This window comes from Comamonas trifloxystrobinivorans, assembly GCF_043359985.1.
Classification (GTDB): domain Bacteria; phylum Pseudomonadota; class Gammaproteobacteria; order Burkholderiales; family Burkholderiaceae_C; genus Comamonas; species Comamonas trifloxystrobinivorans.
Genome location: NZ_JBHZGV010000014.1, coordinates 99835 through 116198 on the forward strand (window position 1 = coordinate 99835; position 16364 = coordinate 116198).

The following is a 16364-nucleotide window of genomic DNA, read 5'->3' on the forward strand; positions in this document are numbered from 1 at the left end:
AAACCACGCTCGCCGCAAACATCCGCCATTTGTCTGCACTCCCGCCCCGCAGCGCTGCACGCCCGCGTGCACGCCAGTGCCATAATCAGCCACAAGCCTTTGCGCTGCACCAGGGCTGTCGCAGCGCACAGCGCCCGCGCACCACCACTCTCACAACAAAACCATCCCGGTTCTATGAAACGCCTTTGGCTCCTATTCGCACAAGTGGTCACCGTCTTGCTGGCCCTGTATTTTGTGGTCGCCACCTTGCAGCCGAGCTGGCTGCAGCGCAACAACGCCGTGCGCAGCAATGCTGGCGTGGCCCTGATCGAAGCCCCGCAAAGCGAAGCCAACCGCGCCGCCGTGGCCACCAGCAGCTTCAGCCCGGCGGCCAAAAAAGCCTCGCCCGCCGTGGTCAGCATCAACACCAGCACCGAGGTGCGCCACCCGCGCGCCAATGATCCCTGGTTCCAGTTCTTCTTTGGTGAGCAAGGCGTACAAAACCAGGCCGGCCTGGGCAGCGGCGTGATTGTCAGCCCCGACGGCTATGTGCTGACCAACAACCACGTGGTTGAAGAAGCCGACGATATCGAGGTGACGCTGACCGACGGCCGCAAGGCCAAAGGCACGGTGATCGGCACCGACCCGGAAACCGATCTGGCGATTTTGAAGATCACGCTCGACAAGCTGCCCGTCATCGTGCTGGGCGACTCCGAAGTGGCCGAAGTGGGCGACCAGGTGCTGGCCATTGGCAACCCCTTTGGCGTAGGCCAGACGGTGACCAGCGGCATCATCAGCGCCCTGGGCCGCAGCGAGCTGGGCATCAACACCTTCGAGAACTTCATCCAGACCGATGCCGCCATCAACCCCGGCAACTCCGGCGGCGCGCTGGTCGACGTGAACGGCAACCTGGTGGGCATCAACACCGCCATCTACTCGCGCTCGGGCGGCAGCATGGGCATTGGCTTTGCCATCCCGGTGGCCACCGCCAAGAATGTGCTCGACAGCATCGTGCGCGACGGCAAGGTCACGCGCGGCTGGATTGGCGTGGAGCCCAACGACCTGACGCCCGAGCTGGCCGAAACCTTTGGCGTGAAGGCCGACACCGGTGTCATCATCACCGGCGTTCTGCAAAACGGCCCCGCCGCCGATGCCGGCATTCGCCCCGGCGACGTGATCACCCAAGTGGGCGACAAACCCGTGCGCCATGTGCAAGAGCTGCTCACCGCCGTGGCTGGCCTGGTACCCGGCACCGCATCGCAACTACAGCTGCGCCGCGGCGAAAACACGCTGACCTTACCCATCACCCCCGGCGTGCGCCCCGCCAACAGCCCTGCCCGCCAGCAGCGGCGCTAAGCGCAAGACTCGCCACCCCTAAAAACAAAAGCCCCGCGCTGCAATTCGCAGCCGGGGCTTTTGTTTAGATGGCTTTCAGCGCCTGAGTGATCAGCTCTTGGCTTCGTCTGCCTCGGCTTCTTCTTCCTTCTTGGGCTGATTGCGCGAGAACCAGGTGGCGCCCCAAATACCCACTTCGTACAAGATGCACATGGGCACCGCCAGCGAGATTTGCGACAGCACATCAGGCGGCGTCACCACCGCAGCGATGATGAAGGCCACCACAATGAAGTAACCGCGAAAAGCCTTGAGCTTGGCGATTTCCACCAGACCCAGGCGCACCAGCAGGATCACCACGATAGGCACCTGAAAAGCCAGGCCAAAAGCCAAATAGAGCGACAGAATGGCTTCCACGTAGGAGGCGATATCGGGCGTCGCCGCCACGCTCGACGGCGTGAAATGCTGGATGAAGCCGAACATGCGGTCCAGCACAAACAGCTGCACAAAGGCGATGCCGATATAAGCCAGCATGCTGCCAAAGAAGATCAGCGGCAGCGCAAAACGCTTTTCGTGGCTGTACAGGCCGGGGGCCACAAAAGCCCAGAGCTGGTACATGATCCAGGGCAGCGCCAGCAGCACCGCCGCCATGGCCAGCACCTTGAGCGGCACGATAAAGGGCGAGAACACGCCCACCGCGATCAGCTTGGCATCGGGCGGCATGTGCATCTTGATCGGATGCGCGATGAAGTTCATCAGCCCATCGGGCCCGGGCCAGATCGCCAGCGCAATCACGGCAAGGATGATGCCGTAGATGCTGTAGAGCAGCCGGTCGCGCAGCTCCATCAGGTGCTGCACAAAAGGCTGCTCGGTACCGGCCAGCTCGTCTTCTTTGGAAGGGGTTTCGGACATGAATGTAGTTCAGTGATCGGCTCGGCCTGCGGCCAGGCCTGCTGCAGGGCGGGCCTGCACGCCAGACGGGTCACACAGGCGCTCGGGCATCAGAGACCGGCGGACGGTTTTTTGGGCCGAAAGCGCGCCACCCGCGCAGCGCCCGACTGCACATGCGTGCGTACACCCGAGCGGTGCTTGTACCAAAGCGGCGTGGCGCCGCGCTTGACGCGCCAGTTCTTGTTGGGCCGCTGGTAGCTTGGTGCCACCGTGGAAGCGGCTGTGCCCGAGTAGCTTTCGGCGTAGGGATCGGCGGTGTAGAAACCGTCGTCGCTGTAATTGCTGTCGTTGCCGCTGAGCGCGGTTTTCACGCCATCGGCTTCGCTGTTCAGGTTTTTCTCGAAATCGGCCGCATTGGTGCGGATCGAGCCTTCCACATCGCGCGCCGCCGACTCGACGTTCTCTTTCATCTTGCGCAACTCGTCGAGCTCCATCGAGCGATTGACCTCGGCCTTGACGTCGTTGACATAGCGCTGCGCCTTGCCCAGCAAGGTGCCTACCGTGCGTGCCACGCGCGGTAACTTTTCCGGCCCGATGACGACCAGCGCCACCGCGCCGATCAAGGCCATTTTGGAAATCCCGAGATCAAACATGCAAGCCCTATCGAATGCGCAACGCCACCGGCGGCACGCTCAGCAAGCGGCCTGCGGCGGCGCTAGAAGGCGCTCAGCCTTTGTTCTTGGCTTCCACGTCAATCGTGGCCTTGTCAGACGCAGCGGTCTGGCCCACTTGCTGCTGGGCAGCGGTCGAATTGGTCGTGGTGGTGCTGGCAGCGCTGTCGTTACCGTCCTTGATGCCGTCCTTGAAGCCCTTGACGGCGCCGCCCAGGTCGTTGCCGATATTTTTGAGCTTCTTGGTGCCGAATACCAAGACCACGATCAGCAGAACAATCAGCCAATGCCAAATAGAAAAGGAACCCATGAATTTCTCCTAGCGTATGGACGCATTTTAGACGCCAGACATACCCGCAAGTTTCGTAATACTGTCACGCTGCGGGTATTCCTGCCTCAGTTCGCTTCAGCCCTTGCGCCAGGGGCGCGGGCCGCCGAGCAGATGGATGTGCAGGTGGTGCACTTCCTGGCCGCCCTCCTCGCCGGTGTTGACCATCAGGCGAAAGCCGCCTTGCGGATAGGGGTTGCAGCCATTGGCCAGCGCCAGCTCGGGTGCCTTGGCCAGCATGCGGCCCAGCAGGGGCGCATCGTCAGCGCCCACCTGGGCCATCGAGGCGATATGGCGCTTGGGCACCATCAGCAAATGCACGGGCGCGGCCGGGTGAATGTCCTTGAAGACAAACATGTCCTCGTCTTCATAGACCTTGCTGGACGGAATGGCGCCAGCAATGATTTTGCAAAACAGGCAGTTGGGATCGTGATCGTGCATAGGGGAAATCTCTATAAAAAACCAAGGCCGGCGCCCGTCCAGGCAGCACCAGCAGCTATACCAAGCATAGCGCAATTGCCGCCAAGCTGGCACTGCGGTCCACCGTCAGCGCCACCGGCGCGACAGAGCCGCGATCAGACCTTGAAGTGCGAGCGCACGCCGACGTCGGCGCGGTGCCGCGCCAACCACTGCTCGCCGGAATGGCGACCTTTGTCGAACAGCTCGCGCAGGAACAGCGTGTCCGAGCGGTTCTTGCTCGATGCGCCATAGGGCTTGAGCACCGAGCCTCCATCGACATGGTGCACCAGCATGTATTTGTAGCGCTCGGTGTCGAGCTTGCCCTCTTCCAGCAAGCGTCGCACAAAGCCCATGGCGCGCAGCTCGGCCAGCAGGCTGGCGTTGAAGGTGATCTCGTTGACGCGGTCCAGGATTTCCTGCGAGCTCGACGGCAACTCGTTGTACTCGATCGGGTTGAGCTGCACCAGCAGCACGTCGCTATTGCCGGTCTGGTAGATCAGCGGGTAGATCAAGGGGTTGCCGGAGTAACCGCCGTCCCAGTAGAACTCGTCGCCCATCTGCACCGCCTGGTAGAGCATGGGCAGGCAGGCCGAGGCCATCACCGCATCGGCCGTCAGGCGCTTGCCGCTGAACACCTCGCCCTTGCCGGTGCGCACATTGGTGGCGCAGACAAACACGCGCGGCGCGCTCTTGCCTTGCTCGTGCTGCAGAAACTCGAAATCGACCACTTTCTCCAGCAGGCGGCGCAGCGGGTTGATGTCGAGCGGGTTGGTCTGGTAGGGCGAGAACCACTGGCTCATCATGTCCATGATGGCTTTGCCCGCCAGCGGCACGCCGGCCATCAGGCTGCCCATGGTGCCCACGCCTTCCCAGAACTGGCGCAGTACCGTGCGGGCCGATTCGCAGCCTAATGCATGGGATTCCACACGGTCTTTCACGCCGACAGCGCCCTGGGCATAGCCTTGGGCCAGCACCACGGCGTTCATGGCACCGGCGCTGGTGCCGCTCACGCCTTCGAACCACAGGCTGCGGTTTTCCAGCAAGGCGTCGAGCACGCCCCAGGTGAAGGCGCCGTGCGAGCCGCCACCTTGCAAGGCCAGGCTGATGGGCGGCGTGTTGGCATCAATGCCCTTGGAGCGCGGCAGGCGCTGGCTCGGGCGGTGCGCCGCGCCATCGGTGTTGTGGGAGGCGGCACCATCGGCCGGCAGCATGGAATCAGGCATGGATGGCCTGGTCCTTGTTCATGGCGATCATGCCGCGCACGATGCGGTAGAGGAACCACACCGACACCACCACCCACAGCGGGTTGAACAGCAACAGCCCCAGGAAGAAGCCCCAAATGGTGAGCACGTACCAGATGGCGGCCCAGATCACGCTGCGGATGCGCCAGGAGAAATGGCTTTGCTGCCAGGTGCCCTGCGCATCGCCGCGCTTGACCAGGTCGATCACCAGCGCCGCCAGCAGCAGCATCACGCTGGGCTGCGCGCCCGGCACCACCGCGCCCACGGCCACCACCAGGTGCAGCAGGTAGCTGATCCAGCCCCAGGTCTTGAGGCTTTCCATGGCGGCGGTGTCTTTCACTTTGACATCGATCACATCACTCATGAGGCAGCTCCTTCTTCGGCTTCACGGTTTTTGACCTTGCGCATGGCCTTCTCTTCGAGACCACTCAAACCTTCGCGGCGCACCAGCTCGTCCACCACATCTTGCGGGCTCAGGCCGTAATGGGCCAGCGCCACCATGGTGTGGAACCACAGGTCCGCCACCTCGTAGACCAGCTTGGAAGCGGGCGCGCCATGGTCGACATCCTTGGCCGCCATCACCACCTCGGTTGCTTCCTCGCCCACTTTCTTCAAAAAAGCATCCGGCCCTTTGTGCAACAAACGGGCCACATAGCTCTTGTCCGGATCGCCGCCGTTGGCGGGTTTGCGGGATTCCAGCACCTCGGCCAGGCGCAGCAGGGCATCGGTCGTCGACATTGCAGGGGCAGCTTTCGTATCAGTCATGGCAACAATGTAGCCTGCGCCAGCGCGTTGGCTGTCAGCCAGCACCCCGAAGCGGCTACCACCTTCGTAGATTATTTGTAGATGGATTCAGGGTCTTTCAAGACCGGTTCGACGCTTTGCCAGGCGCCGTCGCGCAACACACTGTAAAAGCAGCTGTGGCGGCCGGTGTGGCAGGCAATGCCGGGTTCGTGGCCAGTCTGGGTGACAGTGAGCAAGATGACGTCGTTGTCGCAATCGATGCGGATCTCGTGCACCAGCTGCACATGGCCCGATTCCTCGCCCTTGAACCAGAGCTTGCCGCGCGAGCGCGAAAAATACACCGCCCGGCCCAGCTCGGCCGTTTTGGCGAGCGCGGCATGGTCCATCCAGGCAAACATCAGCACATCGCCGCTGCCTTTTTCTTGCGCGATGACCGGCACCAGGCCTTTGTCATCCCATTTCACTTGTTCAAGCCAGTTCATGCCTGCCATTGTCTCTGATCCAGAGAATCCACGTTCAGAGTTTTGGCCGGTGGCGTCGGTCCTGGCGCGCAACAGAGTGTCTCGCTGGCGCAAGACAGGCTGCCGAAGACGCTGCCTGATTCCATGCAAGGATTCATCAGGAATTGCGGAAGTGTGATTCGGGCTCTTGTTGTTTAGCATCTCTGGCGAGCTGTTTTCTAACTGGGGTTGTGCGGCTTTGCTGGCGGCAGCTGGCCGGGCCCCGGCGAAAAATCCGCCCCACATCCAGCGGCTGGCTGAAAGGGGTTATGGAACATCCAGAACAGCCAACAGCCTGCGAGAGTTGCCCCACCTCGGGCTGCGCCAAAAGAAAAAGGCTGGCGATCACTCGCCAGCCTTTCTCTATGCCACTTTTAGGCTCTCAACACTCAGCGTTTGCCACGCTGCTTTAACACGCCTGCCAGCATCAGCACCGCCAGAGCCAGCAACACCAGCATGCTGCGCGAATCCACAGGCACTGGTGTCGGCTCGGCACCACCGCTCGTCACGCTGGTGATCGGGTCGCTGTCAGTGTCGGTGCAAGGCGCTTGTGCTGTGCACGAGCCGCCGGTCAGCGTGGCGGTGTTCACCGCCTGCTCGCCAGCTTTGCCGCTGACGGTGGCACTCACCTGGTAGACCACACTGCCGCCAGCAGCCACGGTGATGCCGCTGCAGCTCAGGCCCGCACAGCTACCGGCGTTAGAGCCGCTGCTGGCGGTGCTGCCAACAATCGCCACCTGGTCGAGGCCGCTCACCACCTGGTCCGTCCAGCTCAGGCCCGTGGCAGCAGTGCTGCCGGGGTTGCTGATGGTGACGGTATAGGTCGTCGTGCTACCCGCCTTCAGCGAGCTCTGGTAGTTGGTCTTGCTCAACGTCAGCTCGGCCAAGGCGGTCACCGTGGTGCTCGCGGTGGCGCAATGGCTGTCGCCGCTCGTGCAGCTGCCCGGCACGGGTGGCTTGCCGCCATTGCTGGGGTCGCCACCGCCGCCCACGGCAGCCTGGTTGGTGACATTGCCCACAGCCGCAGCGCTCACCTGCACCGCCAGATCCAAGCTGGACGCAGCACCTGCAGCCAGCACTTGCGCGCTGGTGCAAGTAACGGTTTGGCCCGCTGCTGCACAAGACCAATTGGCTGCAGTGCTACGCGTAAACGTCAGGCCTGCAGGCATTTGGTCTACCACGGTGATGGTGCCGCTGGTGGGTACCGTACCGAGGTTGCGCACTGTCAGCGTATAGCTCGCATCGGGCTGGTCTACCGACCAGCTCTTGGCATTGCTCTGCTTGCTCAGCGCCAGGCTTGGCACGCCCGGCAGAGCCGTACAAGCCGACGAAGCGCCAGCACTCGTGCCCACCATGCTGGCCGTGTTGAATGCGCCGTTGCCAGCAGCACCCGTACAAGCCGCATTGGCCATGCCTGCGCTCACGCTGAAGGTCAGCGCCACCTCGTAGCTGTGCTTGGTGCCGGCTGGCAAGATCACGTCGCTGGCGCTGATCTGCGTTGCCGTGCCGTTGACGGGCGCTGCTATCGGCGCGGCCAAGGTGCCGTCCGTGGTCTGTACCGTCCAGCCCATCAGCGTTGCGCCGCTGGCGAACTCCGGCATATCGCTCAAGGTGTAGGCACCGTCCGAGCCGCCGAGGTTGTTCACCTCGATGGTGTAGAGCGCCTGGTACTCGCCGGGCACGCCCGTCGGGTTCAGCGCCTTGGCCGTCTTTTGCACCACCATATCGGCCAGCGCAAACACCGTAGTCATGCGCGAGGCGCAGTGGCCGGGGTCGTTCGGGTCCAGCTCCAGACAGCTCTGTCCGGGCTCGGGCGTGTTGCCGTCGCTGAACGGATCGCCACCGCCGCTGACCGACGCATGGTTGGCCACCTGGGCGCTGGTTTCCGGCGCAATCGAGGCAGCAGTCACCAGCACGGGCAACTCAATGCTCGATTGGTCGTTCGCCGGGATCACAAAGCCCGGCTCGCTCACGCAGCTCACGTTCTGGCCCTTGGCTTCGCAGATCCAGTGGCCATCGCGCATCGGGTTCTGCCAGTCGGGCAGGATGCCGGTGGGCATGATGTCCAGCACGTTGATGTCGATCTCGCCCACGGTCGCCGCCATGGGGCTGCTGTTGTTCACGGTCAGGATGTACTTGGCGCCCTTCTGGTCTACCGTCCAGGGGCCGTTGTCGGTCTTGATCAGGTGCAGATCGGGCGCGTTCACCACCGTGGTAACGCTCGATTGGCACGAAGCATCCATGGGGCAGATTGGATCACCGCCGCCAAACACCTGCGCGCTGTTGCTCACGCTGGGTGCCGCAGCCACGGTAGGCGTTACCGGAATGCTGATGCTGAGCGAGTCGCCAGGCTTGAGCACCTGGCTAAACTCGCAAGTCAGCTGCTGAACCGGCGCGCCGGACAGCTTGCACGCTGGCACGGCAGCCAGATCACCCACCGTCATGCTCGGCGGCATCACGTCCACCAAGGTGATCGTGCCGCTGGTATCGGCCGTGCCCACGTTAGTCAGCTTGAACTCATAGCTCGAAGCCTTGCCTACGGAGAACTCGGCCATGCCTGCCGTCTTTTCCAGCTTCAGGTGCGGCGCGTTCACCGGCGTGTTGATGCTGGGAGCGCAACGCGCTGGTAAGCTGGCCGTGGCCGAGCCCGCCGCACACAGCGGATCGCCGCCGCCCGTGGCAGTGGCCTGGTTCACCATGGTCAAACCATCGGCAGCCGCCAGCGGCGTAACTGTGATGGTGATGCTGGCACTGGCGCCAATCGCCAAGCCAGGCACCGTGCAGCTCACGGTTTGCTCGCCAGCCACCGGTGCCTGGCACGTACCCGCCGTGGACGCTACTGCATCCACACGCAGGCCTGCCGGCACCACATCCGTCACCACCGTGTTCGCGGTAGTGGCGGCCGTGCCATTGTTGGCAACGGTCAGCGTGTAGCTGGCAGCTTGGCCTACGGTGAACGCGGCGGCACTCGCCGTCTTGCTCAGCACCAGTTGCGGAGCCGTCACCGGATCGTCCGTCGTGCCCGTGCAGTGCGCTGCGCTCGGGCAGGTGGAATCACCAGTATCGCCATCGGCCACAGCCTGGTTCAGCTGCGATGTGCCATCAGCACTGGCCAGCGGTGTGACCGGAATCTTGAACGTCTTGCTGCTGCCCGGCTTCAAGCCGGCACCCACGGCGCAGCTCACCACATTGCCATTGGCGCTGCAGGCGCTGCCGCTCAGATCGCCCACCGTCAGGCCCGCAGGCACGTTGTCGGTGATGGCGCCGCCCACGGTATCGGCCCGGCCATTGTTGGTGACCGTGATCGTGTAGCTCGTGGGCTGGCCGACGACAAAACTGCCGTCGAGCTTTTTGCTGATGTCCAGGTGCGGGCGATCCACATTGGTCTCCACTGTCACCGTACATGGCGCTTGCGCTGTGCAGGCCGTGCTGCCACCTGTCACGCTCGCCGTGTTGACGGCAGGCGTAGCAACCGTGTTCGCCACCGCCACTTGCGCAAGGATCACCGGAGCCGCAGCGCCCGGCAGCAATACATCGCTCGTCGTACACCTCAGATCTGTTCCACTCGCCACCGAGCAAGCCCACATGCTGTTCGGCTCGATAGAAGTGATGGTGATGCCTGCAGGCATGCGGTCCGTCACCGTGATCACACCGCTGGTGCTGGTCGTGCCACTGTTGCGCACCACGATGGCATAGCTGCCGCTCTGGCCCACCGCGAAGGTGGTGGGCAAGGCTTGCTTCTTGATCTCCAACGCTGGCGTGCCAGCATTCTTGTTGGTGACGCTGGCGGTTTTGTCACATGGCGATTGCGTGCAAGCCACAGCCGCGGGCGGCGTCACCTTCGCTTCGTTGGTGATGTCGCCCGTGGCATTCAGCTCTGCCTTGCCTTCGATGGCGATGGTCAGCTTCTCGCCCTTGGCCAGCTTTACCCCCGTCAGTGAGACGGTGTTGGTCGAACCGGTCACATTCAGGCCGCAGCTTGCAGCACCGGTTGCAATACAGCTCCAGCGGCTCACCTTGACCTTGGCTGGCACGTTGTCCACCACAGTTGCACCATCTACCGTGCTCGGGCCATCGTTGAACACTTCAATCGTGTAGTTCAGCGGCTGGTCGGGCACATACTGCGTACCCTGCTCCGAGACCTTGGTAATGCGCAGATCGGCCTTCAAGCCCACCGGCGTTGTCACGCTGGCGCAGTGCAGATCGCCTGCTGCGCAAGCGCCAGGGGCTGGAGGCTCTCCACCGTTGTGTGGATCGCCGCCACCGCCCACAGAGGCGACGTTTTTCACGCCAGCCGCGTCCACCAGCGTGGCGCTCAGTGTTACCGGCAAGGTAATTGCGGAAGGCACGTTGATGGCCAGCGCAGCAGCCGTGGTGCAGGTCACCGTCTGACCGGTCACAGTGCAAGACCAGCCATTGCTCATGGTGTCCACCGCGCTGATACCTGCGGGCAGGGAGTCCACCACCTTGATGGCTCCAGACGTAGCTGCATTGCCGACGTTGTTAACGGTCAGCACATATTCGGCACCGCTTTGTCCTGCACTCCAGGGGCCATTGCTGTTTTTAGTCAGGGTCAGGTTCGGCACGCCTGGCAGATCGCCACAGCCGTTGGCTGCTGGTGCTGCTGAACCAATGCTGGCCGCGTTGTATGTGCCACGCCCTGGTGTACCGGTGCATACCAACTCCGAAGCAGGAGTGACGGAGCTGGCCGTGAACGTGATCACCACAACATAGCTGTGCGTATCGCCAGCAGCAATCGCGGTTGCAGTGGTGCTGATCTGATGCGTAGCGCCGTTGATGAGCACAGGCATCGGCGCATTCACGCTGCCCTTCGCGCTGTTCACCGTCCAGCCGTTCAACACAACACCTGCTGCAAAGCCGGGTGTGTCTGTCAAGGTGTAGCTGCCTGCCACACCGCCGCTGTTGCTGACCGTCACCGTATAAGTGGCCTGGTATTGGCCCAGTCCAATCTGCGTGATGCTGTTGAAGGTTTTGCTGATAGCCAAGGCTGCCTCGGTGTAGACCGTGGTGCTCGTCGTGGCGCAATGACCAGGAACGGTTGCATCCAAAGCGGTACACGCAGCGCCTGGCTCAGGCGGAGTGCCGCCATTGAAGGGATCACCGCCACCGCCTACGGAGGCGTTGTTGACCAACGACGCGCTCGTGCTGCCGCTGGGCACAGCCGCAGCGGTTACCGTCACTGGCAAGGTGATCGTGTCGCTGGCTCCGTGCGCAATGCTTGCCGAGCTGGTGCAGCTCAGCGCTTGGCCATTCACCGTGCAGACCCAGTTGCCGTAGGTGCCGGCAACAGCGGTCACGCCAGCAGGCAAGGTGTCGCGCACCGTGATGGCGCCCACGGTGTCTACGCTGGTGCTCGTATTGCGCACGGTCAGCGTGTATGCAGCACCTGCGCCATTGACAACCGAGAAGCCGTTGTCCGCCTTGGTCAGCGTCAGCGTGGGCGTTGCCACATTGGTCGTCACCTTGGCCGAGCAATCCGGGTTGCTGGCGCTCGGGCACAGCGGATCGCCACCGCCCAACACCGATGCGTTGTTGACCAAGCTGGCCGGGCTGCCCGCCTGGGGCGTGACCTGGATGGTAAAGCTCTGCGAGCTGCCTGCTGCGGGAGCGACTTCCAGCTCTGCCGTGCTTTCGCAAGTGAGCTGCACGCCCTGCAACGAACAGCCTTGCGGCAGCGTGCTCTGGTCCACCGTGAGTGCAGAGGGAATCAGGTCGTACACGGTGATCTTGCCGCTGCTCACGGCCGAGCCCACGTTCGTCACCGTCAGCACGTAGCTGGATTTCACGCCCACGGCAAAATCGCCGCCGTCTCCAGTCGCCTTCGACAGTTGCAGCTTGGGCGCGTTCACCGGCGTGCTCACGCTGCTCTGGCAGCGCTGGGGCAAAGTGGCCGCCGCCATGGACGAAGTACAAACCGGGTCACCGCCGCCCACTGCCGTGGCTGTGTTGACTACCGACTTGCCGATGAGGTTGACGTCGGTCGCGACGACCCAGATCTCCAACGGCAGGCTGGCTTTGGATGCCAGCGATGCAATCGAGCAGGAAACCGTCTGCCCCGACGATGTACAGCCCGCCGGCAGCGAATGCGCCGCGTCCAGCACCAAGCCGCCAGGCAGCGTGTCGCTGACGATGACTGGCGCGCCGGCGCTGGTGTTGGCATCGCCGTTGTTCGTTACCGTCAGCACATACTTGGCAGGAACATTCAGCGTGAAGCTCGAAGACTCGGCCCGCTTGCTGATGCCCAGCTCCGGCGCCAGCACCGTGTTGTTGGTCGTGCTGTTGCAGCGCTGCGCTGTCGGGCACGAAGCATCACCCGTGTCCGAGCCGGCCTTGGCCGTATTCGCCACCGCGGAGCCCGCGCTGCCCGCATTGGGCGTTACGCCAATGGTGTAGCTGACTTGCGCGCCAATACCCAGAGCCGCTGGCACATCGCAGGTCAGCACCTGGGCTGCGGCCCGGCAGCTGGAGGGATAGGCGTTGATCGTCAGCGAAGCAGGCACCTCATCGGTCACCGTGCCGCCTACCGTGGCAGCCTGGCCGTTGTTGGTCACCGTGATCAGATAGGACGCGGCTACACCCTCCTTGAGCGTGCCCTGCAGCACTTTTTCCACTGTCAGCGCAGGTGCGTTCACCGGCGTTGTCACCGAGGTTCTGCAAGCACCTGCTGCCGAGCAATCCGCCCCGCCACCAGAGACAGTGGCCTGATTGACAGCCGACGAACCAGTAAAGGGCGCTGCCACCTGCACATTCGCATGAATGATTTCGGCATTGACCTTGGGGTTGAGCACAGCGCTGGTCGTGCATACCAGCTGGTTGGCCGTGCTGGCCGAGCAATTCCAACCGCTGCCGCTCACATTGCTGGCTACCGGCTGACGGATGGTAATGCCCGTGGGCATGTTGTCAGTCACGGTAATCAAGCCGCTCGTGCTGCTGGTGCCCGTGTTGGTGACGCTGATGCCGTACGTGCCGTTCTGCCCCACGGCAAAAGCCGCGGGCGCCGCCGTTTTCACAATACCCAGCGCCGGCTTGCCGGAGTTGGTATTGGTGGTCGTGCTGCTCGACTCGCAAGTGCTCGCGCAGGTCGCGCCTGCAGGCGGCGTGACGGTTGCCTGGTTCTTGATGTCTCCGGTCACGCCGTTGGCAGCCTTGCCGGTGATGGTAATGGTCAGCGACTGCCCTTTGGCCAGGTTCACATTGCTCAGCTGCACATTGTTGCCGGTGCCCGCTGCAGCCGAGCCGCAGTTGGCCGCCGGTGCGCAGGTCCAGCTGGAGACAATGACCTCGGGCGGAACCACATCAGTCACCGTCACGCCCGTTGCATCGCTCGGGCCGTTATTGCTCACCACAATGCTGTAGCTCAGGCTCTGATCGGGCACATAAGTGCCGTCAGGCGTAGCGGTTTTTTTGATGCGCAGATCGACCTGCTGCTCCACCTTCACGGTGCCGGTCGAGGGGTTGCACTTCGCGTTGGAAGATGTGCACTGGGGATCGCCGCCACCGCTCAGATGGGCCGTGTTGCTGGCACCAGCAGCCACCGCGCTGGCGCTCACGTTGACAGGAATCTTGACGATGTAAGTACCGTTGGCCAAACCCGCGTTGATCTGGCATGCGCCCACGGAGCTGCTACCCGCGTCAGCGCAACCAGACAGCAAGTTGGGACTGGGCGCCATCGTAGGCATGGCAGACAGCGTGATGCCCGTGGGCAAGTTGTCGGCAATCGTGATCGGCGCCGTCGTCGGGCCTTGGGTGACGGTGAGCTGCAGTTGGTAGTACTGGCCAGCAACATCCGCCACCAGCGGGCTGGCAGAGACGGTTTTGGTCGCCGTCAGCTGGGGCGGGTTCAGAGGAATCGGCGTGTTGGTGATCGTGCAGTCAAGCACATCGCCAGGGGCCGGCTTGAACTCGTTCCACTGCAGCTGGGTGGCTTGCTCCTGGCCAGGCTCATTCACAGGCAAGACGGTGAGCGAGCCTGCCGTAGCATTGCTACAACTGAGCAAGGCCGTGTAACCCGTCGGTTTAGTGTCTGCGCCCGTTCCATTGGTTTTGAGCGACTCGGCAAACTGCACGGTTGCCCCAGAAGACACTGCGACCTGCCCTGTGCTTACGCTGTTGGTAGTGTTACTGGTCTGCGCGCTGCTGGCGGGAATCCCGCCCGAAGCCATGCGCACCTGAAACTGGTCGTTGTTGTTAACCCGGGCTGTCAGTTTTTTATTCAGCGTCACCCAGGCCGGCGTGGGGGTGTTCCTGCAATCGCTGGCGGCCATCTCTTTACCGTCAGAGATTTTGGCGAGCACGCGGTTGTACAAGCCCGCGCCCGCGCTGGCATTGCAAGCGTCTGCCCCTTTCGCCCCCGGGCTGATCGTGAAGCGCACCTTGAGCGTATAGGTCTCGGTTCCGCCAGCCGCAAGCGCATGGCTGGTGCGCAGTGTCCAAGAGGGATTGGGCGCACTACCGATGGTCGCGGGACTGGTTCCACCACAGCTGCCCACGCTGGCGGTACAGGCCAGTGCCTGCAGGCTGATACCGTTCACATCGGCATCAAAGCCCGGAGTGTCAACCAGCTCATAGGTTTTGCTCTCTTTCGAGGTGTTGCGCACTGCGATGCTGTACTCGATGTCGTACTGGGTCAGCGAGCCGTTCACCGGCACCGGATCGGACGCGGTTTTGGTCACCGTCAGTTGGCCATCGTCGTCGATGATGGTGTAGCGAGACGTGCTCTGCACCGCACCACCACAGCTCGCATTGGACTCCAGCGCAAAGGCGGAACTGGCGTGCGGCTGAATAGCGAGATCAATGGTCTTTTCCACATTCAAGCCCGTGTTGCCCACCACATAAATGGGTAGAGGGAAAAGACCGCTGTTGATGCCATCGTATGTGCCGGCGTCCACTCTGATCGTCAGGGTGTCGCCAGTACCGGTGGCGCTATTGGTGAAATAGTCCGTGCCCCGCACTGCCGAGCCACCGGTCACTTTGACACTGATATCGAAAGCCGCTGCCACATAGCCGTTGACGCGGATGACTGGGCGGTTGGCGAGCAGATTGCTGCCACTGTTACCTTCCAGATCAGCACTGCTGCCCGAGACAAAATCGACAAAAGGCGTCAGCTGAATCTGCACATTGTCCAAAAAATTGCCCGAAGTGTCGTTACCGCTGCCAGCCGACACCGCTTCAAAACCGATATTGGTGCCGCCCGTGGCACCCTGGTAGGTGAATTCACCTTTGTACAAGGCCCAAGAGGTGTTGCCTGCCACGGCAGCATCACTGGCTGTGCCTTGCAGTACCTGGACAGGCTGGCGCACACCGTTATTAGAGGTACCTACTTGAACGATCTGCGAGCTGCTGCCCACCAGCATCTTGGCCACATCAAATTTGGTGGAGTCTGCGGCGTTGTTGACTCGCCCACGGTGGTTGAAGCTCCAGCCCACCTTTTCACCATTGCGCAAGCAAATGCTCTGGTACAGACGCGACGCTCTTTCTGCGTTCAATTCGGCGATCTGGGTGCCTTCAGGCGCCTTCACTTCGCCGCCTGAAGCATTGTTTCGAGGCGTGCGCCAGATTTCGATGATCGGGCCCAGAAGACCCACGTTGCCTGCACAGTCTAGGTTGACCGGTTGAAAGTCAGGATGGGTCGTGCTCCAGCCAGGTACCAAGCTGGCGTTGATATAGACGCGACAGCCGGGTTTGACCAGGTTCGGCTCCTCAAAACCTGGATTGATAAACGAGCGCTGCACCTGCGCCACTGCAGTATTGGGCAGCTGCGCCAACACCAGCAGCGCGAGCACCTGCCAGAGCGTCCCGCCTTGCGCAAAGCGCTCGGTATGGGACGAGCCATGCGAGCGCCCAAAGTTATTACCTTTAAAACATCTAGTAACCCAGCGCGTAAAACTGCGCCCCCACGGTTTCAGTCCCATTGCCTCTGCCTCGATTGCTATGGTCAGGGGGACGAAACAGAGCGCTTTTGCATCTGCGGCTTGCCCACCCATCCACAGTTCTGCAGCACGAGGTGAGGCGCACGGATGTACACGCCCACCAACATACATGCATGTCTGTTGAGTAAGTCATGCCTTCCCTGTATAAGCAGCACGACTGCCAGGCCGAGCGATGGGGAAATGAACTGCGCTCACAGCCGCTGGCTGTGCTGCCTTCGCTTGCGTTACACAGGCAAAACGAGGGCACGGCAAATCCGTCAGACATGATT

General features: G+C 62.4%; 9 protein-coding genes and 2 pseudogenes. 1 reads left to right on the forward strand and 10 read right to left on the reverse strand.

The window, feature by feature from the left end; genetic code table 11:
• Positions 1 to 174: 174 nt before the first annotated feature.
• Entirely contained in the window at positions 175 to 1335 is a 1161-nt protein-coding gene (locus ACFIQF_RS18150) for a trypsin-like peptidase domain-containing protein (protein WP_393945027.1), read from the forward strand.
• A 90-nt stretch (positions 1336 to 1425) separates the two neighbouring features.
• On the opposite strand, the gene tatC is transcribed toward ACFIQF_RS18150, so the two are convergent.
• The 10 genes and pseudogenes from tatC to ACFIQF_RS18200 all read right to left on the reverse strand — a co-directional run bounded on the left by tatC (position 1426) and on the right by ACFIQF_RS18200 (position 16077).
• Entirely contained in the window at positions 1426 to 2223 is a 798-nt protein-coding gene (tatC, locus tag ACFIQF_RS18155; RefSeq protein ID WP_393945029.1) for a twin-arginine translocase subunit TatC, read from the reverse strand.
• A gap of 89 nt (positions 2224 to 2312) precedes the next feature.
• Positions 2313 to 2480 (reverse strand): annotated as a pseudogene (gene tatB / locus ACFIQF_RS18160) (Sec-independent protein translocase protein TatB); the annotation flags it as partial.
• Between the two features lie 116 nt (positions 2481 to 2596).
• Positions 2597 to 2855 (reverse strand): annotated as a pseudogene (tatB, locus tag ACFIQF_RS18165) (Sec-independent protein translocase protein TatB); the annotation flags it as partial.
• A 73-nt stretch (positions 2856 to 2928) separates the two neighbouring features.
• Entirely contained in the window at positions 2929 to 3183 is a 255-nt protein-coding gene (tatA, locus tag ACFIQF_RS18170; protein WP_393945031.1) for a Sec-independent protein translocase subunit TatA, read from the reverse strand.
• Positions 3184 to 3279: 96 nt separating this feature from the next.
• A complete protein-coding gene (locus ACFIQF_RS18175) occupies positions 3280 to 3642 on the reverse strand; it encodes a histidine triad nucleotide-binding protein (protein WP_393945033.1) in 363 nt (120 codons plus the stop codon).
• A 134-nt stretch (positions 3643 to 3776) separates the two neighbouring features.
• On the reverse strand, positions 3777 to 4883 hold the full coding sequence (locus tag ACFIQF_RS18180) for a patatin-like phospholipase family protein (RefSeq protein ID WP_393945035.1): 1107 nt from the start codon (positions 4881 to 4883) through the stop codon (positions 3777 to 3779).
• Positions 4876 to 5265, reverse strand: a complete 390-nt coding sequence (locus ACFIQF_RS18185) for a DUF4870 family protein (protein WP_393945037.1) — start codon at positions 5263 to 5265, stop codon at positions 4876 to 4878. Before ACFIQF_RS18185 ends, ACFIQF_RS18180 begins: the two co-directional genes overlap by 8 nt.
• Positions 5262 to 5666 (reverse strand): phosphoribosyl-ATP diphosphatase, encoded by a 405-nt coding sequence (locus ACFIQF_RS18190; protein WP_393945038.1) that lies wholly within the window; start codon positions 5664 to 5666, stop codon positions 5262 to 5264. The genes ACFIQF_RS18185 and ACFIQF_RS18190 overlap by 4 nt, the downstream gene beginning before the upstream one ends.
• A 71-nt stretch (positions 5667 to 5737) precedes the next feature.
• Complete coding sequence (gene hisI, locus ACFIQF_RS18195) at positions 5738 to 6136, reverse strand: phosphoribosyl-AMP cyclohydrolase (RefSeq protein ID WP_393945039.1); 399 nt, start codon at positions 6134 to 6136, stop codon at positions 5738 to 5740.
• A 398-nt stretch (positions 6137 to 6534) separates the two neighbouring features.
• Positions 6535 to 16077: a hypothetical protein gene (locus ACFIQF_RS18200; RefSeq protein ID WP_393945041.1), complete on the reverse strand. Its 9543-nt coding sequence runs from the start codon at positions 16075 to 16077 to the stop codon at positions 6535 to 6537.
• Positions 16078 to 16364 lie beyond the last annotated feature (287 nt).

Coding starts and splice junctions, on each gene's coding strand:
- ACFIQF_RS18200 (WP_393945041.1), bottom strand. CDS start 16,077: ATGGGACTGAAACCGTGGGGGCGCAGTTTTACGCGCTGGGTTACTAGA.
- tatA (WP_393945031.1), bottom strand. CDS start 3,183: ATGGGTTCCTTTTCTATTTGGCATTGGCTGATTGTTCTGCTGATCGTG.
- ACFIQF_RS18180 (WP_393945035.1), bottom strand. CDS start 4,883: ATGCCTGATTCCATGCTGCCGGCCGATGGTGCCGCCTCCCACAACACC.
- ACFIQF_RS18185 (WP_393945037.1), bottom strand. CDS start 5,265: ATGAGTGATGTGATCGATGTCAAAGTGAAAGACACCGCCGCCATGGAA.
- ACFIQF_RS18150 (WP_393945027.1), top strand. CDS start 175: ATGAAACGCCTTTGGCTCCTATTCGCACAAGTGGTCACCGTCTTGCTG.
- ACFIQF_RS18190 (WP_393945038.1), bottom strand. CDS start 5,666: ATGACTGATACGAAAGCTGCCCCTGCAATGTCGACGACCGATGCCCTG.
- tatC (WP_393945029.1), bottom strand. CDS start 2,223: ATGTCCGAAACCCCTTCCAAAGAAGACGAGCTGGCCGGTACCGAGCAG.
- ACFIQF_RS18175 (WP_393945033.1), bottom strand. CDS start 3,642: ATGCACGATCACGATCCCAACTGCCTGTTTTGCAAAATCATTGCTGGC.
- hisI (WP_393945039.1), bottom strand. CDS start 6,136: ATGGCAGGCATGAACTGGCTTGAACAAGTGAAATGGGATGACAAAGGC.